Source organism: Streptomyces clavifer, from assembly GCF_036345975.1.
Classification (GTDB): Bacteria; Actinomycetota; Actinomycetes; order Streptomycetales; family Streptomycetaceae; genus Streptomyces; species Streptomyces clavifer.
In genome coordinates this window covers 5,468,240-5,487,320 of the sequence record NZ_CP107793.1, presented here as the reverse complement: position 1 = coordinate 5,487,320, position 19,081 = coordinate 5,468,240, and the positions used below count along the sequence as shown (strand labels likewise).

At 72.8% G+C, this 19,081-nt stretch carries 14 protein-coding genes; 3 read left to right on the top strand and 11 right to left on the bottom strand.

All coding sequences use genetic code 11. From position 1 onward, the window contains the following. The first annotated feature begins 139 nt into the window (after positions 1 to 139). The 3 genes from OG927_RS24185 to OG927_RS24175 are packed head-to-tail and all read left to right on the top strand — an operon-like array spanning position 140 to position 2,120. Complete coding sequence (locus OG927_RS24185; protein ID WP_330320759.1) at positions 140 to 673, top strand: hypothetical protein; 534 nt, start codon at positions 140 to 142, stop codon at positions 671 to 673. Then, on the top strand, positions 670 to 1,170 hold the full coding sequence (locus OG927_RS24180; protein WP_124281053.1) for a ferritin-like domain-containing protein: 501 nt from the start codon (positions 670 to 672) through the stop codon (positions 1,168 to 1,170). Before OG927_RS24185 ends, OG927_RS24180 begins: the two co-directional genes overlap by 4 nt. Positions 1,171 to 1,199: 29 nt before the next feature. Next, positions 1,200 to 2,120, top strand: coding sequence for an aminoglycoside phosphotransferase family protein (locus OG927_RS24175; protein ID WP_056792828.1), 921 nt, complete (start codon positions 1,200 to 1,202; stop codon positions 2,118 to 2,120). A 63-nt stretch (positions 2,121 to 2,183) separates the two neighbouring features. Here OG927_RS24175 and OG927_RS24170 read toward each other — a convergent pair whose 3' ends face one another. From OG927_RS24170 to OG927_RS24120, 11 genes are all read right to left on the bottom strand, one after another. Then, the gene (locus tag OG927_RS24170; RefSeq protein WP_209469643.1) at positions 2,184 to 3,884 is read right to left on the bottom strand and encodes a proline--tRNA ligase; all 1,701 of its coding nucleotides are present in this window, start codon (positions 3,882 to 3,884) and stop codon (positions 2,184 to 2,186) included. 73 nt (positions 3,885 to 3,957) lie between these two features. Next, positions 3,958 to 4,533 carry a GNAT family N-acetyltransferase gene (locus OG927_RS24165; RefSeq protein ID WP_056792826.1) on the bottom strand — a complete coding sequence of 192 codons (576 nt, stop codon included), beginning with the start codon at positions 4,531 to 4,533 and terminating at the stop codon, positions 3,958 to 3,960. 29 nt (positions 4,534 to 4,562) lie between these two features. Further along, complete coding sequence (locus OG927_RS24160) at positions 4,563 to 5,408, bottom strand: GNAT family N-acetyltransferase (RefSeq protein ID WP_199862719.1); 846 nt, start codon at positions 5,406 to 5,408, stop codon at positions 4,563 to 4,565. Positions 5,409 to 5,571: 163 nt separating this feature from the next. Next, complete coding sequence (gene ispG / locus OG927_RS24155; protein WP_330320758.1) at positions 5,572 to 6,729, bottom strand: flavodoxin-dependent (E)-4-hydroxy-3-methylbut-2-enyl-diphosphate synthase; 1,158 nt, start codon at positions 6,727 to 6,729, stop codon at positions 5,572 to 5,574. A gap of 181 nt (positions 6,730 to 6,910) precedes the next feature. Next, positions 6,911 to 8,221 (bottom strand): M50 family metallopeptidase, encoded by a 1,311-nt coding sequence (locus tag OG927_RS24150; protein ID WP_330320757.1) that lies wholly within the window; start codon positions 8,219 to 8,221, stop codon positions 6,911 to 6,913. Continuing rightward, on the bottom strand, positions 8,218 to 9,471 hold the full coding sequence (gene dxr, locus OG927_RS24145) for a 1-deoxy-D-xylulose-5-phosphate reductoisomerase (protein ID WP_056791250.1): 1,254 nt from the start codon (positions 9,469 to 9,471) through the stop codon (positions 8,218 to 8,220). The genes OG927_RS24150 and dxr overlap by 4 nt, the downstream gene beginning before the upstream one ends. Before the next feature lie 296 nt (positions 9,472 to 9,767). Continuing rightward, complete coding sequence (gene aroA, locus OG927_RS24140; protein WP_330320756.1) at positions 9,768 to 11,006, bottom strand: 3-phosphoshikimate 1-carboxyvinyltransferase; 1,239 nt, start codon at positions 11,004 to 11,006, stop codon at positions 9,768 to 9,770. A gap of 77 nt (positions 11,007 to 11,083) precedes the next feature. Next, complete coding sequence (locus tag OG927_RS24135; RefSeq protein ID WP_330320755.1) at positions 11,084 to 13,030, bottom strand: acyl-CoA dehydrogenase family protein; 1,947 nt, start codon at positions 13,028 to 13,030, stop codon at positions 11,084 to 11,086. 184 nt (positions 13,031 to 13,214) lie between these two features. Further along, positions 13,215 to 14,660, bottom strand: coding sequence for an aldehyde dehydrogenase family protein (locus OG927_RS24130; RefSeq protein ID WP_209469646.1), 1,446 nt, complete (start codon positions 14,658 to 14,660; stop codon positions 13,215 to 13,217). A gap of 215 nt (positions 14,661 to 14,875) precedes the next feature. Next, entirely contained in the window at positions 14,876 to 16,444 is a 1,569-nt protein-coding gene (locus tag OG927_RS24125; RefSeq protein ID WP_330320754.1) for a PucR family transcriptional regulator, read from the bottom strand. A gap of 98 nt (positions 16,445 to 16,542) precedes the next feature. Beyond that, positions 16,543 to 18,900: a type IV secretory system conjugative DNA transfer family protein gene (locus OG927_RS24120; RefSeq protein ID WP_330320753.1), complete on the bottom strand. Its 2,358-nt coding sequence runs from the start codon at positions 18,898 to 18,900 to the stop codon at positions 16,543 to 16,545. Between the last annotated feature and the right edge of the window lie 181 nt (positions 18,901 to 19,081).

Here is a 19,081-nt window from a genome sequence, read left to right as displayed (position 1 = left end):
TGTGGGGATCGTCGCGTGTCAGGTCAAAGGGTATCCGGTCCGCAGGGGTGTTGCCGTCCGCCTCCCGCCGGGCCGCGGGTACGCTCAGCGGTGATCACTTCGGGACAGAATCTGTCAGAAACCAGGTCGAAGGAGACAAGTGCGGCGCACGGGGACGACGCGCAGGAACGCGCTCGCCGGTACGGGAGCGGTCGCCCTGGCCGCGGTGCTGACAGGGTGCGGCGGCGGGGACGGCGCGGGCCGTGCGTCCGCCAGCGCTGACGCGCGGGCCGCCTCACTGCGTGCGGAGACAGCCCTGCGGACGGCCGCGGCACGCGCCAGCACCACGCTGCTCACCCGGTACGAACAGGTGGCGGCCGCCCACCCTGCGACGGTGGCCGGCCTCGCACCGCTGCGGGCCGCCGTGCGGGAGCACGCCACGGTGTTCTCCGGAGGAGCGGCGGAGAAGCCGGCCGCCGAGGACCCGAAGGCGGCCGCACTCCCGGCACCCCCCACGGACCCGGGGGCGGCCCTGCGGGAACTGGCGGCGGAGGAGCGCCGGGTCGCCGACGAACGCGCCGGCACCCTGCTGAGGACCGGACCCGAGCTGGCCCGGCTGCTCGCCTCGGTGGCGGCCGCCGGTGCGGCCCATGCCTACCTGCTCACCGAGCTGGCCAAGGAGACCTCGTCATGACGGACGGCACCGGGCAGGACGAGGAGTCGGGCCCCCTGCCCGCGGCGCAGGCGGCGCTGGCCGCCGAGCACGCCGCGGTCTACGGCTACGGGGTGCTGGGCGGACGGCTGGAGGGCGGACGGCGCACCGACGCGAAGGCGGCCCACGACGCGCACCGGGCCCGGCGTGACGCGCTGGTGCGGAGCGTGCGCGACCTCGGCGGTACGCCGGTCGCGGCGGACGCCGCGTACGCTCTGCCGTTCGCGGTGCCGGACCCCTCGGCCGCGCTGCGGCTCGCCGCCGTGCTGGAGGACCGGGTCGCGGGCGTCTACTCCGATCTCGTACGGGCCGCCGGGGGCGCGCTGCGGCAGGAGGCCGCGGGCGCGCTCCGGGAGGCCGCCGTGCGTGCGGTGCGCTGGCGCGGCACCGGCGTAGCCTTTCCGGGGCTCGCCGAGAAGGCCGCGGCCGATCCGTCGGACGGAACGGCGGAGGCAGGCGCCGAGGGCGTCACGCGCTGAAGCACATGCTGAAAGGGAACAAGGCACGTATGGGTTTCGAACCGCCGCAGCGTCTGGTGCGAGCGCTCGGCGAGACGTGCGGGGACGCCGACGCCGCCGACTGGCTCGAGCGGCTCCCCGCGCTCACCGCCGAGGCGCTGTCCGCCGAGGGCAACGAGGTCACCCTCGACCGGGTGGTCGCCCCCGGCGGGCGCAGCAGCCTCGTCCTGCTGGTGACGCGGGCGGACGGCTCGGCGGCCGTCCTGAAGATCGCCCCGCCCGGTGCCGCGCCCGCCCAGGAGCGGGCGGCGCTCGCCCACTGGAACGGCTGGGGTGCGGTGGAGCTGCTGGCCCCCGCGGCCCCCGACGCCACCGACGCCGGCCTGCTGCTGGAGCGGCTGCACCACGAGGTGTCCCTGCGCTCCCTCCCCGAGGCCAAGGCCCTGCTGGAGGCCGCGGGCACGGTGCGGCGGCTGTGGGTCGAGCCGCCGGCCGGTCATCCCTTCGAGACGGTCGCCGAGCGCACCGCCCGGCGGACGGGGCCGATGCGGGCCTCCGCGGAGTCGGACCCGGCGCTCGGACCACTGGTCGCCTCGGCGCTCGAGGCCCGTGACGAACTGGTCGCGCACTCCCCCGAACTCCTGCTGCTGCACGGCAACTTCCGGCAGAGCAAGGTGCTGTCCGGCGACCGGGCACCGTGGCTGGCGGTCGGCCCCGAGCCGCTCGTCGGCGAGCGTGCCTACGATCTGGCCCGTCTGGTGCGTGACCGGGTGGAGGACCTGATCGCCTCGCCGGGCGGCGCGGCGACGGCACGGCGCCGGGTCAGGAAGCTGGCGGACTCGCTGGAGGTGGACCAGGCCCGGCTGCGCGGCTGGACGCTCTTCCGGGCCGTGGAGTCCGGCTCCCGCGCTCTGTCGGTGGGGCGCCGGCAGGACGGGGAGATGGCGCTGGAGTTCGCCGGCTGGCTGTAGCACGGAACGCGGAGGGCCCCCCACGAGCTCGTGGGGGGCCCTGCGCGTTCCGCTGTGTGCGGATCAGCTCCGTGCGGTCAGGCGGGCGATCGCCTCGTCGACGGTGAGCTCCTCGCGCTCGCCCGTACGGCGGTCCTTGAGCTCCAGGACGCCCTCGGCCGAACGCCGGCCCGCGACGAGGATCTGCGGGACGCCGATGAGCTCGGAGTCGGTGAACTTCACGCCGGGCGAGATGCCCGGGCGGTCGTCGACCAGGACGCGGACGCCCGCGGCGCCGAGCTTCTCGGAGACGTCGAGGGCGAGCTCGGTCTGGAGCGCCTTGCCCGCGGCGACGACGTGCACGTCGGCCGGCGCGATCTCACGGGGCCAGCACAGGCCCTTGTCGTCGGCCGTCTGCTCGGCGAGGGCGGCCACCGCGCGGGAGACGCCGATGCCGTACGAGCCCATCGTGACGCGGACGGGCTTGCCCTGCTGACCGAGGACGTCGAGGGAGAAGATGTCGGCGTACTTGCGGCCGAGCTGGAAGATGTGGCCGATCTCGATGGCCCGGTCCACCCGCAGGCCGGCGCCGCAGTTGGGGCAGGGGTCGCCCGGCTGGACGACGACGACGTCGAGGTGGTCGTCGACCTCGAAGTCGCGCCCCGCGACGACGTTCTTCGCGTGCTTGCCCTCCTTGTTGGCACCCGTGATCCAGGCGGTGCCGGGGGCGACGCGCGGGTCGGCGATGTAGCGGACCTTCTCCAGGCCCTGCGGGCCGACGTAACCGCGCACCAGGTCGGGGCGGCCCACGAAGTCCTCGGCGGTGACGAGCTCGACGACGGCGGGGGCGAGGTGTTCGCCGAGCTTGCCGAGGTCGACCTCGCGGTCGCCGGGCACGCCCACGGCCACGATCTCGCCGTCGACCTTGACCAGGAGGTTCTTCAGGGTGGCGGAGGCCGGGACGCCGAGGTGGGCGGCGAGGGTCTCGATGGTCGGGGTGTCGGGGGTGTCCAGTTCCTCGACGGGTGCGGTCGCGGAACCGTCGGCGGGGGCGGCCTTGTAGGTCACGGCCTCCGTGTTGGCGGCGTAGTCGCAGTCCGGGCAGTCGACGAAGGTGTCCTCGCCGGCCGGGGCGGGCGCCAGGAACTCCTCGGATGCCGAGCCGCCCATGGCGCCGGAGACGGCCGAGACGATGCGGTGGTCGAGCCCGAGGCGGTCGAAGATCCGGATGTAGGCGGCGCGGTGCGCCTGGTACGCCTCGACGAGGCCCTCGTCGGTGGTGTCGAAGGAGTACGAGTCCTTCATCTGGAACTCGCGGCCGCGCAGCACACCGGCGCGGGGGCGGGCCTCGTCGCGGTACTTGGTCTGGATCTGGTAGAGGATCACGGGCAGGTCCTTGTAGGACGAGCACATGTCCTTGACGACCTGGGTGAAGATCTCCTCGTGGGTCGGGCCGAGGAGGTATTCGGAACCCTTGCGGTCCTTGAGCCGGAACAGCAGGTCGCCGTACTCGTCGTACCGGCCGCTCGCCTCGTACGGCTCCTTGGGGAGCAGCGCGGGCAGCAGGACCTCCTGGCCGCCGATGGCGTCCATCTCCTCGCGGACGACGCGGGTGATGTTCTCCAGGACCTTCTTGCCGAGCGGGAGCCACGTCCAGATGCCGGCTGCGGTGCGACGTACGTATCCGGCCCGGACGAGGAGCTTGTGGTTGAGCGTCTCGGCGTCCGCCGGGTCGTCGCGCAGTGTCTTGATCAGCAATCGGGACATGCGCTGGACCTGGGCCATGATGAACTCCTGCTCGGAAGGGTGGTGGGCCCGAGGTTAGCCGGGCGCCCCGCGCGGGCGGAAATCGATTCGTTCAGCGGCGGCGCAGCGGGAGGGGCGCGCCCATCACCGCGTAGGGCATGGGGGCGCTGGGGAAGAGCACCTGCCGGGCCAGGTCCTGGTAGCCGAGGGCGCGGTAGAGGCCGCGGGCCGGGCTCTCCGTGTCGATCGCGGAGAGGATCGAACGGGGCTGTACGACGGCGTCCGTGATGGTGGTGATCAGGCTGCGCCCGATGCCCCGCTGCTGGAAGTCCGGGTGCACGTGGAGCTCGGTGATCACGAACGAGTCGTCGAGCCAGCGCTCGGAGCCGGTCGCGCGCAGATAGGGCTCGACGACCGTGGACCACCAGTGCGCACGGTTGTTCGGCAGGCCGTAGACGAATCCGACGAGCCGGCCGGCGGGCGTGGTGGCGCCGAGGGCGCGGGCCTGCGGGTGGTCGAGGTGCCTGAGCACGATATGGCGGCGCACGTCGATCTCGTCCTGGGAGAGGCCGAAGGCGACGGCCTGGACGGCGAGTGCCTCGTCGACGTGCGCGACGAGGTCGAGCGGTCCGACCACGAAGTCGGGGGCCCCGGAGCCCCGGGGGGAAGCGGGGGTTGCTGCTGCCATGCCGGAACCCTACTGGCCGGGCCGCCCGGTCAGAACAGCACGCTCATGAACGTACCGGTCTCGCGGAAGCCGACGCGGCTGTAGGCCCTGCGTGCCGCGGTGTTGTAGTCGTTGACGTACAGGCTGACGATCGGTGCCACATCGGCCAGCGCGTAGCGCAGGACGGCCGCCATGCCCGTCTCGGAATGGCCGCGGCCGCGGAATTCGGGGGCGACCCAGACGCCCTGGATCTGGCAGGCCCGGCTGGTGGCCGCGCCGATCTCCGCCTTGAAGACGACCTTGCCGTCCTCGATCCGGGCGAAGGAGCGGCCGGTGCCGATCAGCTCGGCGACCCGGGCCTGGTAGAGGAGCCCTCCGTCACCGGCGAGCGGGGAGATGCCGACCTCCTCGGTGAACATGGCCACGCACGCCGGCATGAGCACCGCCACCTCGTCCTTGCGGATACGGCGGACGAGCGGGTCGGGCACGACCTCGGCGGAAGGGCTCTCGGTGACCATGAGGGGCTGGTTGGGCCTGACCTCGCGGGCGGGTCCCCAGCTCGGTTCGAGCAGCCGCCACAGCTGGGCGGTGGGGCCCGCGGGGCCGACGATCGACGAGCAGCGGCGCCCGGCCCGCCGGGCGCGGTCGGCGAAGCCCCTGATGGCCTCGGGGGTGGCGCAGATGGGTACGAGATTGGCGCCGGAGTAGCAGAGCGAGCGCAGCCTGCCGTCGGCGTACCAGCCCCACATCTCGCCGCCGAGACGCCAGGGGTCGAGGCCCGCGACCTGGACGCGGGACATCACGAACGCATTGTCCACGGGCTGGCTCTCGAGGATCGCGAGCGCGGCAGGGAGCTCGCTCGGGTCGAGGACCCGGGTGGTGGTCTGCGTCAACACTGGGGGGCCTCACCATATGGTCTGCTGATTTCCGCACTGTACCCAACAAGCCCGGGAGACGCCGCCCGCACGGGATGCCGGTCCGTACGGGTAGGGGTGCGGAACCCGCCGCGGACACGGCTGTGCCCCGCAGGGGGCCCTGCGGGGCACAGTGGGGGCGGGGTCAGCCCGCGATGGAGACCTGGGGCTCGCCCGAGGCGATGCCGTCCTTCTCCATCTGCTCGGCGATCTTCATGGCTTCCTCGATGAGGGTCTCCACGATCTTCGACTCCGGGACGGTCTTGATGACCTCGCCCTTCACGAAGATCTGGCCCTTGCCGTTGCCCGACGCCACACCCAGATCAGCCTCACGGGCCTCACCCGGACCGTTCACGACACAGCCCATCACCGCGACCCGCAGCGGGACCTCCAGACCGTCCAGCCCCGCACTGACCTGATCCGCCAGCTTGTACACATCCACCTGCGCCCGCCCGCACGACGGACACGACACGATCTCCAGACGCCGCTGCTTCAGATTCAGCGCCTCCAGGATCTGCAGACCCACCTTGACCTCCTCCACCGGAGGAGCCGACAACGACACCCGGATCGTGTCCCCGATCCCCTCCGACAGCAGCGCACCGAACGCCACCGCGGACTTGATCGTCCCCTGGAACGCGGGGCCGGCCTCGGTCACACCCAGATGCAGCGGGTAGTCGGACTGCGCGGCCAGCTGGCGGTAGGCGTTCACCATCACGACCGGGTCGTTGTGCTTCACCGAGATCTTGATGTCCCGGAACCCGTGCTCCTCGAACAGCGACGCCTCCCACAGCGCCGACTCCACCAGAGCCTCCGGCGTCGCCTTCCCGTACTTCCGCAACAGCCGCGCGTCCAGGGAACCCGCGTTCACACCGATCCGGATCGGCGTCCCCGCATCCCCGGCAGCCTTCGCGATCTCCTTGACCTTGTCGTCGAACTGCTTGATGTTGCCCGGATTCACCCGCACCGCCGCACACCCCGCGTCAATCGCGGCGAACACGTACTTCGGCTGGAAATGAATGTCCGCGATCACCGGGATCTGCGACTTCCGCGCGATCGTCGACAACGCGTCCGCGTCGTCCTGCGTCGGACACGCCACCCGCACGATCTGACAGCCCGACGCCGTCAGCTCCGCGATCTGCTGCAACGTCGCACCGATGTCCGACGTACGCGTCGTCGTCATCGACTGCACCGACACGGGAGCATCCCCACCGACCGCCACCGACCCGACCTGGATCTGACGGGTGACGCGTCGGTCGGCGAGCTTGGTCGGAACGGCCGGCATTCCGAGAGAAATCGCAGTCATGCGCTGTGCATCCCCAAGGTGTGGATCAGTGTGGATCGAGGTCCCGAGAACGGCGGGCTCCAGGCTTCGAGGTTACGGCACCGGAGGAATACCGGGCGCACCCCGTCGGCAAGTCCGCCGGACGGTGAGTGGCCGGACACCACCTGTGTGCCCGGCCGTCACCTGTGGGACGGGAGAGGTGTCAGGTGATCTTGACGGGGTTCACGATGTCGGCGACCAGCACCAGCAGCGTGAAGCAGATGAAGATCCCGGCGACGACATAGGCGACCGGCATCAGTTTGGCCACGTCGAACGGGCCGGGGTCGGGGCGTTTGAAGACCCGGGCCAGACTGCGGCGCAGGGATTCCCAGAGCGCGCCCGCGATGTGTCCACCGTCCAGCGGCAGCAGGGGCAGCATGTTGAAGAGGAAGAGCGAGAGGTTGAAGCCGGCCAGCAGGAACAGCATCATCGCGACCTGGTTCTGCGCCGGGATGTCGAGGTTCATCACCTCGCCGCCGATCCTGGCCGCGCCCACCACGCCGACCGGTGAGTCGTCGGCACGCTCGCCGTCGCTGAAGGCCGCGTTCCACAGGTCGGGGATCTTGGAGGGCAGCGCGATGATCGAATCGACGCCGTTCTCGATCATGTCGCCCATGCGGACGACCGAGTCGCCGAAGGAGAGCGGCAGGATCTCCGTGTTGGCGGCGAAGCCGAGGTAGCCGGCGGTGATGTACTCGCCGGGGACCACCTCGCCGTCGGCGTCCTTCTTCGCGACGGTGTTCTCCTGCAGCACCGCGTTCAGCGTCTGTTCCCGGCCGTCGCGCTCCACGGTGAGGGTGGCCGGGCCGACGGTCTGCCGGATCCGGTCCGAGAGCGTCGCCCAGTCGTCGATCGGCTTCCCGTCGAAGGCGACGATCCGGTCGCCCTCCTGCAGTCCGGCGGCCTTGGCGGGCGAGACCGGGTCGGAGGTCTTGCAGGCGTCGCGGTTCTCGCTCTGCTCGATCACGCACTGCTGGACGCCCGCGACCTCGGTGGTCTGGGTCTGGAAGCCGAAGGTCATGGCCACGCCCATGAAGATCGCGACGGCCAGGACCAGGTTCATGAACGGTCCGGCGAACATCACGATCACGCGCTTCCACGGCTTGCGCGTGTAGAAGAGCCGGCTCTCGTCGCCCGGCCGGAGCTCCTCGAAGGCGGCGGACCTGGCGTCCTCGATCATGCCGCGCCAGGGGGAGGTGGAGCGCGCCTCGAGCCGCCCGTCGGCTCCCGGCGGGAACATGCCGATCATCCGGATGTAGCCGCCCGCGGGGATGGCCTTGATGCCGTATTCGGTGTCACCCTTCCTACGCGACCAGACCGTCGGGCCGAAGCCGACCATGTACTGCGGCACCCGGATGCCGAAGAGCTTGGCGGTCGACAGGTGGCCCAGCTCGTGCCAGGCGATCGAGAACAGCAGGCCCACGGCGAAGATGGCGATCCCCAGGATCGTCATCAGGATCGACGTCATACTCATGCGCGCGCCTCCGCTGTCGCTTCCGCCGAGAGTTTCCGGGCCCGGGACCGGGCCCAGGTCTCCGCTTCCAGGACGTCCGCGACCCTCAGTGAAGTTCCCGTGGCGGGGGTGCCGTGTTCGGCCACCACTGCGGTGACCGTATCCATGATTCCGTTGAACGGCAGCCGTCCGGCCAGAAAGGCGTCGACGCACTCCTCGTTGGCCGCGTTGAACACCGCGGGCGCCGTGCCGCCGAGGGTGCCCACGTGCCTGGCGAGGCCCACGGACGGGAACGCCTCGGTGTCCAGCGGGAAGAACTCCCAGCTGGAGGCCTTCGTCCAGTCGAACGCGGGGGCCGCGTCGGGGACGCGCTCGGGCCAGCCGAGCCCGATGGCGATCGGGCCCCTCATGTCGGGCGGGGTCGCCTGGGCAAGGGTGGAACCGTCGGTGAACTCCACCATCGAGTGAACATACGACTGGGGGTGGACCACGACCTCGATCCGGTCGAACGGAATGTCGTAGAGAAGATGCGCCTCGATGACTTCCAGGCCCTTGTTGACCAGGGTCGCCGAGTTGACGGTGATGACCGGGCCCATGGCCCAGGTCGGGTGCGCCAGGGCCTGCTCACGGGTGACGTCGGCCAGCTCGCTCCGCGTCCGGCCGCGGAACGGGCCGCCGGAGGCGGTCACGACGAGCTTGCGCACATCGGCGCGCTTGCCGGCGGCGAGGGCCTGGAAGAGAGCGGCGTGCTCGGAGTCGACCGGGATGATCTGCCCGGGGGCCGCGAGGGCCTTCACGAGCGGACCGCCGACGATCAGCGACTCCTTGTTGGCGAGGGCCAGCGTGCGGCCCGCCCGGAGCGCGGCGAGCGTGGGGGCCAGGCCGATGGAGCCGGTGATCCCGTTCAGCACGGTGTGGCAGTCGCTCGCGGCGAGGTCCGTGGCGGCGTCGGGGCCGGCCAGGACCTCGGGGAGCGGCTCCCCCGCCCCGTACGCCGCGCGCAGGGCCTCGCGCAGCGCGGGCACCTTGTCCTCGGCAGCGACCGCGACCGTACGCACCCGCAGCTGCCGCGCCTGCTCGGCGAGGAGCTCGACCCGGCCGCCCGCGGCGGACAGCGCCGTGACGCGGAAGCGGTCGGGGTTGCGCAGCACCAGGTCGATGGCCTGGGTGCCGATGGACCCGGTGGAGCCGAGGATCACAAGGTCCCGGCGTCCGTCCGCGGCGTCGAATACGAGATGCGGATCGGCGAGGGGTACGGGGCTGTCGCTCATGCCCCCCATTGTTGCCGCATCCGCTGTGTGCTCCGACAGTGCGTCCCCGTCGGCACGTGCCTCGGGCCCGGCCGGCACGGAATCCCTTCCACCGGTCGGCCACGGCGTCCTCCGGGGCCCCGCCGATGTCCTCGGCGCCGGGGGGCCCTCCGCGGAAGGCGGGCGTGGTCGAGCCGGAGCCCAGGACCGTGAGGGGCGTCGATGCCCCGGCCACCGGCGATCACCGCATCGTGGACATCGCGGGCGCAGGGGCAGGGGCAGGCGCCGCCGCCGTCCGGGTGCACGCAGTCTTCCGGTCAGCCGGCGCTTCCGGCGGTGAACTCCGCGAACGCCGCGTGGAATCCGGGGAACGTCTTGCGTACGCAGCCGGGGTCGTCGTAGGTCGTTCCCGGCGCGCGCAGCCCGCCGACCGCGAACGACATCACGATGCGGTGGTCGCCGTGGGTCACGATCTCGGTGGGACGGGGCGTACCGGGGTGGATCTCGATCCAGTCGGGCCCGGTGTGCACGGTGATCCCCATGGCGCGGAGGTTCTGCGCACAGGCTTCCAGCCGGTCGCACTCCTTCACCCGGGTGTTGGCGACGTCCTCGATCCGCACCGGCGAGGTGGCGAACGGCGCGATCGCGGCGAGGGTCGGCATCGTGTCGGAGATGTCGCGCATGTTGACCGTCAGGCCGGAGAGCCGTCCGGAGGACCGTACGGTCGTGGCGTCCGCGGTGGTGCGGACGTCGGCGCCCATGCGGCGCAGCACCTCGGTGAAGCGCAGGTCGCCCTGGAGCGCGTTCGCGCCGAGGCCCGGGACGGTGACCTCGCGGCCGGTGAGGGCCGCCGCGGCGAAGAAGTAGCTCGCGGTGGAGGCGTCGGGCTCCACGGCGTACGTGGTGGCGCGGTAGCCGCCGGAAGGGACGGTGAACGTGTTCCCCTCCCTGGTGACCTCGACACCGAAGCTGCGCATCATCGAAAGGGTGATCTCGATGTAGGGGGCCGAGACGAGCTCCGTGACGTCGATCCGGAGGCCCTCGGCGGTGAGCGGCCCGAGCATGAGCAGGGCGGTGAGGTACTGGGACGACTCCCCCGCGTCGAGGGTCAGTTCGCCGCCCTTGACGCCCGATGCCTCGATGGTGAGCGGATGGTGGCCCTCGACCCCCTCGTGCCGAAGGTCGACGCCGAGGGTCCGCAGGGCCTCGGTGAGCGGGGCGAGGGGGCGGCGCCGCATCTGCGCGGAGGCGTCGAAGCGGTAGGTGCCCCGGGACGCGGCGGCGGCGAGCGTCGGCAGGAAGCGCGCGGTGGTGGCCCCGTCACGGCAGTGGACCTCGGCATCGGTGACGGCGGGGCCGGCGGGGCGGCCCTCGATGTGCCAGCGGTCCGGCTCGCGCGTCACCCCGTATCCGAGGCGCGTCAGCCCTTCGGTGAACCCCTCGGTGTCGTCCGAGTGCAGGGGCCGCAGGAGGGTGGTGGTGCCGTCCGCCGCCGCGGCCAGGAAGAGGGCGCGGGCGGTGACGGACTTGGAGCCGGGGATGTCGATGACGGTCACGGGCGTCCATTTTGCCGTCCGGCGGGCATGCCCGCGGGGCGCGTCCAGGCTGTGGACGCGCCCCGCGGGTGCCGGGTTCAGCGGATGGGGCGGTGGACGTTCTCCCCGGTGGCCGGGCCGGGGGTGGCGTCCGCGATCCAGGGGCCGTCGCCGCTGGGGTCGATGACGCCCTCCTCCAGCCAGGTGTAGGTCCCGGAGAGGACTCCGTCGACGACGCGCCTGTCGATGTCGTCGGTGTTGGACCAGAGCCGGTTGAAGAGCTCCTCCACCCGGATGCGGGACTGCCGGCAGAAGGCGTCGGCCAACTGGTACGCCTCGCGGCCGTGGTCGTCGTTGACCCGCAGGTGTTCGGCGCGGACGCAGGCGGCGCTCATCGCGAAGAGTTCGGCGCCGATGTCGACGATCCGGCCGAGGAAGCCCTGCTTGGTCTCCATGCGGCCCTGCCAGCGGGACATCGCGTAGAAGGTCGAGCGGGCCAGCTTGCGGGCGGAGCGCTCGACGTACCGCAGGTGGGCGGAGAGGTCGGGGTGGCCCGGAACACGGAATTCGGCGTAGGCGCCGGGGAGCTGTCCGGGGCCGCTGACCAGCTTCGGGAGCCAGCGTGCGTAGAACCCGGCGGCGTTGGCGCCCGCCTTCGCCTTGTCGGCGAGTGGCTTGTCGGGGTCGATGATGTCCCCGGCGACCTTGAGGTGGGCGTCGACGGCCTCACGGGCGATCAGCAGGTGCATGATCTCCGTGGAGCCCTCGAAGATCCGGTTGATCCGCATGTCGCGGAGCATCTGCTCGGCGGGGACGGCGCGTTCGCCGCGGGCGGCGAGCGAGTCGGCGGTCTCGAAGCCGCGTCCGCCACGGATCTGGACCAGCTCGTCGGAGATCAGCCAGCCCATCTCGGAGCCGTACAGCTTGGCCAGGGCGGCCTCGATGCGGATGTCGTTGCGGCTCTCGTCGGCCATCTGCGAGGAGAGGTCCACGACCGCTTCGAGGGCGAAGGTGGTGGCGGCGATGAAGGAGATCTTCGCGCCGACCGCCTCGTGCCGGGCGACCGCCCTGCCCCACTGCTCGCGGACCTCGGACCATTCGCGGGCGATCTTCAGGGACCACTTCCCGACGCCGACGCACATGGCGGGCAGCGAGAGGCGTCCGGTGTTGAGCGTGGTGAGGGCGATCTTGAGACCGGCGCCCTCGGGTCCGATCCGGTTGCCCGCCGGCACCCGGACCCCGTGGAAGCGCGTCACCCCGTTCTCGATCCCGCGCAGCCCCATGAAGGCGTTGCGGTGCTCCACCGTGATGCCCGGGGAGTCCGCCTCGACCACGAAGGCCGTGATGCCGCCCCTGTGGCCGTCGGACCGCGGGACCCGGGCCATGACCACGAGCAGGTCCGCGACGACGCCGTTGGTCGTCCAGAGCTTGACCCCGTCCAGGACGTAGTCGTCGTCGTCGGGCACGGCCGTGGTCGCGAGCCGGGCCGGGTCGGAGCCGACGTCGGGTTCGGTGAGGAGGAAGGCCGAGATGTCCGTGCGGGCCAGGCGGGGCAGGAAGGCGTCCTTCTGCTCCTGGGTGCCGAACATCTTCAGCGGCTGCGGTACGCCGATGGACTGGTGGGCGGAGAGCAGCGCGCCGAGCGAGGGGCTGGCCGAACCGACCAGGGCCAGCGCCTTGTTGTAGTAGACCTGGGTAAGCCCCAGGCCTCCGTACCTGGTCTCGATCTTCATGCCGAGGGCGCCGAGTTCCCTGAGGCCGTTGACGACCTCGTCGGGAATCCTGGCCTCGCGCTCGATCAGCGCCCCGTCGATGCGGGTCTCGCAGAATTCGCGCAGCCGGGCGAGGAAGGCCTCGCCGCGCCGTACGTCGTCGGCGGGTGGCACGGGGTGCGGGTGGATCAGGTCGAGCCGGAAGCGTCCGAGGAAGAGTTCCTTGGCGAAACTCGGCTTGCGCCAGTCCTGTTCGCGGGCGGCCTCGGCCACCTGCCGTGCTTCACGCTCGGTGACTTTGGGGGCCTGGGGGATGTCGGATGGGGCGGACATGAGGAGCTCACCTCGCCGCGAGTCGGGTCAGGGTCGGGCCGTACGCGTACCGATCGGTACCACTCGTCCGTATCTACCCGATCCGCGTCACCCCCACCACCCCTGCGGCACCCCCGGGGCGGGGTGGGGGACCGGCCGGGGCCCGCGCACCGCGGGCTCCGGCCGGTCCCTATCGCGGGTGCGGCTACAGGGCCAGGCCGGTGAGGACCATGACCCGCTCGTAGGTGTAGTCGTCCATCGCGTAACGGACGCCCTCGCGGCCCACACCGGACTGCTTGGCGCCGCCGTACGGCATCTGGTCGGCGCGGTACGAGGGGACGTCGCCGATGACGACACCGCCGACCTCCAGGGCGCGGTGGGCGCGGAACGCCGTCTGCAGGTCGTGGGTGAAGACGCCGGCCTGCAGCCCGTACGGGGAGGCGTTGACGGCGGCGAAGGCCTCGGCCTCGCCCTCGGTCCGCTGGACGGACAGGACCGGGCCGAAGACCTCCTCGCAGGCGATCCTCGTGTCGGCGGGGAGGTCGGTGAGGACCGTCGGGGCGTAGGTGGCCCCGTCGCGCCGGCCGCCGGTGAGCAGCCGGGCGCCGGCCGCGACGGCCTCGTCGACCCAGGACTCGACGCGGCGGGCGGCGTTCTCGTCGACCAGCGGGCCGACGTCGGTGGCCGCGTCGGAGGGGTCGCCGGTCACCAGGGCCTCGACGGCCGCGACGATCTTCGGGACGAGCCGGTCGTACACCGAGGCGTCGGCGATGACCCGCTGGACCGAGATGCAGGACTGGCCGCCCTGGTAGTTGGAGAAGGTCGCGATGCGGGTCGCGGCCAGGTCCAGGTCCTCTTCCGAGGCCCAGTCGGCGAGGACGACGGCCGCGCCGTTGCCGCCGAGCTCCAGGGTGCAGTGCTTGCGCGGTACCGACTCCATGATCGAGTAGCCGACCGGCCCGGATCCGGTGAAGGAGATCACGGGCAGCCGCTCGTCCTTGACCAGGGCGGGCATCCGGTCGTTGGGCACGGTCAGGACGGACCAGGAACCGGCCGGGAGGTCGGTCTCGGCGAGCAGCTCGCCCAGGACCAGGGCCGAGAGGGGCGTGGCCGGGGCGGGCTTGAGGATGATCGGGGCGCCGACGGCGATGGCCGGGGCGACCTTGTGGGCGCTCAGGTTGAGCGGGAAGTTGAAGGGCGCGATGCCGAGGACCGGGCCGCGCGGGAAGCGCCGGGTCAGCGCGAGGCGGCCGGTGCCGCCGGCGTCGGTGTCCAGCCGCTGGGCGTCGCCGCCGTTGAAGCGGCGGGCCTCCTCGGAGGCGAACCGGAAGACGGAGACGGCACGGCCGACCTCGCCGCGGGCCCACTTGATGGGCTTGCCGTTCTCGGCGGAGATCAGCTGGGCGATCTCCTCGGTGCGCTCCGTGAGACGCCGTACGACGTGGTCGAGCGCGGCGGCCCGTACATGGGCGGGGGTCGCGGCGAACTCCTCGCGGACGGCGTACGCGGCGGCGACGGCCTCCTCGACCTGGGCGTCGGTCGGCACGCCGACCGTGCCGACGAGACGGCCGTCCCACGGGTTGGAGACGTCGAAGCTGTCCTCGCCGGTGGCCCGTCGGCCGGCCAGCCAGAAGGCGTGGGTGGAAGTCATGGCGGTTCCGGCCCTTCGGGGGTGGTGAGACAAAGATCGCGGGCACCGCGGGGGCACCCTTCCGGCCCCCACCGTAGGGCGACCGGACGCCGATGGCGTTTGTCCGGCGTGGAGCGGAGGGGAACGGCGATGCGCCGGTTTGTCGGGGGTCGCGGTGCGGCCGGACCGGGGGCACCCGGGGTGGACGGGAGCGCGTCGGCAAGGACGCGGACGGTTCACGGCGTCCCGGAGGCCGCCGTGGTCTTCAGGGCGAGCCAGAGTTCCATCCGTACGTCCGGGTCGTCCAGGGAGCGGCCCAGGATCTCCTCCACCCGGCGCATGCGGTAGCGCAGCGTGTGGCGGTGGACCCCCAGGTCCGCGGCGGCCGCGTCCCACTGGCCGTGCCGGGAGAGCCAGGCGCGCAGCGACGCGACCAGGTCGCCGCGGCCCTTCGCGTCGTGTTCGTGCAGGGGGCGCAGTATCCCGTCGGCGAAGGCCCGTACGGCGTCGTCGGCGAGGAGCGGCAGGACCGAGCCGGCCGCGAGCTCCTCGTGCTCGACCAGCGCCCTGCCCCGTCGGCGGGCGACCGAGAGCGCCTGCTCGGCCTGCTTGTACGCGGCGGCGACGGCGATCGGCCCCGAGGGGGCGGACAGGCCGACGACCACGTCGCCGTCCTCGTTGCCCGGCTCACGCGCCGGGCGGTCGTCCTGCGCCTGCGCGTAGGCCGTGCAGGCCGCGACCGCGGCGCCGCCGTCGGCGGCCAGCACCACGATCCGTCCGCCCTCGGGCACCATCAGCAGCGTCTCGCCGGACCGGGCCGCCGCTGCCTCCATCGTCTCGGCGAGCAGCTCGGGGGCTGCGGGCTCGGGCGCCTCCGCGATGAGCAGCCGGAAGGGGGCGTCGAGCAGTTCCCCGTACAGGTCGCCGGCGACGGCCCGGGCGTGGTCGGACTGCCCGGCCAGCAGCATCCGCAGGACCGCGGCGCCCAGCCGCTGCTCGGCACCCAGGAGTGCGCGGGAGCGCGCCGTGGTCAGGGTCAGCAGGGCGACCGCCGAGTGGACCGCGTACCGCTCCGCCGTGCCCAGCGCCGCGCCCGTGCCGACGGCCAGCGCACCGCGGGCGCGGCGGCCGGTGCCCAGGGACTGGAGCTCGACCCGGTCGTCGGTGTCTCCGACGACGACGCTGGCCGGGGCGGGCCGGTCGCGCAGGCGTTCCACGTCGGGGGTGAGCCGGGCGGCGCGACGGGCCGCCCAGTCGGGTGCGGCGGCCACGACGGCGCCCGCGGTGTCGTACAGCGCGGCCCAGCCGTCGACGTGTGCGGCAAGGCGGGTGAGGAGTTCGGCGGGCCCGTCCCCGGCGAGCGCGGCGCGGGTCAGCTCGCGCTGGGCCTCGAATCCGGCGGTGACGGCACGGTACTGGTCGGCGGCGATCGCCGCGGACACCGCCTTGCTGATCGCGAGGAACGGCGTGCGCCGGGGCACTTCGAGGAGCGGCAGCCCGGCCTCCTCCGCCGCGTCGACGAGGGCCGGCGGGATGTCCTCGTAGGTGACGCCGACGGCGAAGCCGAGCCCGGCGACTCCGGCGCCCGCCAGGCGCCGCACGTACCTGCGCATCGTGGCGGGGTCCTCGGCGTCGAGGTTGGTCGCGGTGACGAGGAGCAGCTCGCCGCCCTCCATGTACGGGACGGGGTCGGCGAGCTCGCTGGCGTGCGCCCAGCGGACCGGCGTGCCGAGCCGGTCCGCACCCGCACGGACCGTGAGCTTGAGCACCGAGTGCTGGACGAGCGAGGCGAGAGTGGGGGGCATGGGACCGCCGGACCTCTGGGAGTCGATTGCGCCGTCCCGTACAGACGGCCGCATTCGATTCTGCCAGGGCGGCAGGGTCGGCGTCACCGGCCCCGCGCTCAGCCGCCCAGGTCGACCAGGAGCGGGGGTGCGTGCTCACCGTCCACGGTCGTCAGCGACAGCACCGCGTGTCCGGTGGGCAGCGAGTAGGCCAGCTCGGAGGCCGACCAGCGCTCGCGTTCGACCTGCCGCACGGTCACGGCGTCCCTCGTCACGGCCTTGCCGGTGACGAGCTTGCGCAGGCCGTGCAGGGCGCGGGTGAACGGCTGGTCCGCGAAGACCGCGTGCTGGGCGACCTCCCGGGTCTCCACCCACTCCTTGCCCCAGACCTCCGCGAAGCGCTTGCCGTCCCAGGTGGTGACGCCGGAGAAGGCCATGCAGCAGCCGACCGCGCCGAGCAGCGCGGTGTGCAGCCCCTCCGGCACGTCGTCGACGGTGCGCAGGGTGAGGACGGCTCCCGCGTTGACGGAACGCAGCCGCCTGACACCCCGGACCGTCTCCGCGGTGACGGTGTGCGTGGCGTCGTCCAGGACGAGGCAGACGAAGAGCGACCGGTCGGTGCGGGCGGCGGCGATCGCGGTGAACTGGGCGAGGACGAGCCGCGCCAGCAGCCGGGACGCCTCGGCGTGCGCACGTTCGGGGAGGTCGATCCTGACCCGCAGCGGCAGGTGCTCCAGGGACCGCAGCGAGAAGGGCCGGGCCAGCGGCCCGGTGGCGAAGAACGACGCGAACGCGGGGCGGTCGAGCAGGGCGATCCGGTCGGCGAGCACCGGACCGGGGTCCCCGGATCCGCCCTTCTGCCGGGTACGGGCCTCCAGCTCGCGCAGCATGGCCTGGTGGCCGCCCGCTCCGAGTGCCTCCCGCAGCGCGCCGATCGCGTCCAGGTCGCCGTCGAGGAGCTCCCGGAGCGCGGGCACCCCGGGGAAGTGCCCGTGCACCGCGCGGTACGGGCCGAGCAGCTGGGCGAGGACCGTGGCGGCCCGCCTGCTGTCCAGGTTGGTCACGTCGCCGACCAGCCCCTCCGCGAGTACGCCCGCGGCCTCGTCCGGGTCGGTCGTGCCGCCGTACAGGTCGAAGTCGTGCACGGACGCCGGGTCGCCGATCCGCACGACGACGTCGTACGCCTCGTCGGGGCCGAGCTGCTCCCCTGCGCCGCCGACGGCGAGCACCGCGGCCCGTCCGGCGAGGGCCTGGAGGGCGAGGGACTCGACGACCGGCCGGACCAGACGGTCGGACTTCCCGGCCCCGGGCGGTCCGACCGCCAGCAGAGAGGTGCCGAGCAGTGCGGGTTCCAGGGCGACGCCCGAGCCGCGGCGGACGTACGGATTGTGCGGGTCCTCCGCGCAGTTGCCGATGCGGACCTGGCCGGTGAGCAGGTCGTGGCGGGCGGTGCGCCGGGGGAGGTCGCGGGCACCGGACGGGTGCAGCGCGGCGGCGCCGCCGGTGCGCAGCACGGCCTCGGTGAGCGTCGCCAGACGGTCCGGGTGCGACCGGCCCACGGCCCACGCGTGGCGCAGGCGCGCCACGTCGACGTCGTTCATCCGGCCGGTGCGCACCTCGGCGGTCAGTGCCTCGGCGGCATCGGTCCGTCCCGCCGCGCGCATCTCCGGCCATCGCTCGGGGGTTTCGGCGTGCGGGGGTACGGAGGGGGCCTCGGGGGCCGCGGCGCCCTTCCGGCGCCCGGCGATCAGCTCGCGCCAGCGGCCGAGGCGGGCGAAGGGCCAGAGCACCCCGAGGGTGATCAGGGTGTAGATCACGTTCACCACGGTCTGGCTCTGGAAGACCTCCCCGCCCGCGACCGAGGCCACGAGGATCAGCACCGGCCGGACGACCGGCACGGCGTCCTTCCAGACGAGGAGCTGGGCCAGGGCCCCGGCAGCGGCCGTCGTGAGGGCGAGGAAGAGCAGGCCCCGTGCGACGACGTGGCGCCGGAAGATCTCGGACCAGTTGCCCAGGCGTCCGCACCCGTAGACGAGCAGTCCGAAGAGGACGGCCTCGTAGACGGTGAGGGCGTCCCCGCCCTCGATCGTCCTGGGGCCGCCGAAGGTGCCCGCGTACCACCATTCGCCCGGTGTGAAGAGCTTCAGCGGGACGAGGCGGTAGGGGATGTAGCCGTTGCGCCACAGGGACCACAGGAGCAGCCCGCAGAGCGCGGAGATCAGCACGCCCACCAGCAGTGAGCGGTCGGACACCCCTTCGGGCTTCTCGGGCGGGCGCGGGGTGTGCCCGTACCGCCAGACGCCGGGTTCCCGCTCGGGGCGCGGGGTGCGCAGCCATTCCGCCAGGCCCGGGCCGGCGGCCGGGGCGTGCCCGGGGGGCGGTGCCGCCGGGCGTGGCGGTGCGGACGGCGGTGGTCCCGCCGGGCGGGGTGGCGCCGCACCCGTGCCGCGTGCCTCGTACGTGCCTTCGGTGTCCATGAACCGCTGCCCCCTGACCAGCCAGGTCCCGCCTCTGCACCGGCCAATCTAGTGCCAGGACACGGGGAGTTCAGCAACCCGGCCGGATGGCGCCGGTGCCGGGCGCACGGTGCCGCCGCCCGGTCATCTGTCCGCAGCGGACAAGGACACGCCCCCACCACTCCCGATCGGAGCATGACCG

Coding starts and splice junctions, on each gene's coding strand:
- OG927_RS24150 (WP_330320757.1), bottom strand. CDS start 8,221: ATGAGTATGACGTCGATCCTGATGACGATCCTGGGGATCGCCATCTTC.
- OG927_RS24180 (WP_124281053.1), top strand. CDS start 670: ATGACGGACGGCACCGGGCAGGACGAGGAGTCGGGCCCCCTGCCCGCG.
- OG927_RS24120 (WP_330320753.1), bottom strand. CDS start 18,900: ATGGACACCGAAGGCACGTACGAGGCACGCGGCACGGGTGCGGCGCCA.
- OG927_RS24135 (WP_330320755.1), bottom strand. CDS start 13,030: ATGTCCGCCCCATCCGACATCCCCCAGGCCCCCAAAGTCACCGAGCGT.
- ispG (WP_330320758.1), bottom strand. CDS start 6,729: ATGACTGCGATTTCTCTCGGAATGCCGGCCGTTCCGACCAAGCTCGCC.
- OG927_RS24170 (WP_209469643.1), bottom strand. CDS start 3,884: ATGGCCCAGGTCCAGCGCATGTCCCGATTGCTGATCAAGACACTGCGC.
- OG927_RS24125 (WP_330320754.1), bottom strand. CDS start 16,444: ATGCCCCCCACTCTCGCCTCGCTCGTCCAGCACTCGGTGCTCAAGCTC.
- OG927_RS24175 (WP_056792828.1), top strand. CDS start 1,200: ATGGGTTTCGAACCGCCGCAGCGTCTGGTGCGAGCGCTCGGCGAGACG.
- dxr (WP_056791250.1), bottom strand. CDS start 9,471: ATGAGCGACAGCCCCGTACCCCTCGCCGATCCGCATCTCGTATTCGAC.
- OG927_RS24130 (WP_209469646.1), bottom strand. CDS start 14,660: ATGACTTCCACCCACGCCTTCTGGCTGGCCGGCCGACGGGCCACCGGC.
- OG927_RS24165 (WP_056792826.1), bottom strand. CDS start 4,533: ATGGCAGCAGCAACCCCCGCTTCCCCCCGGGGCTCCGGGGCCCCCGAC.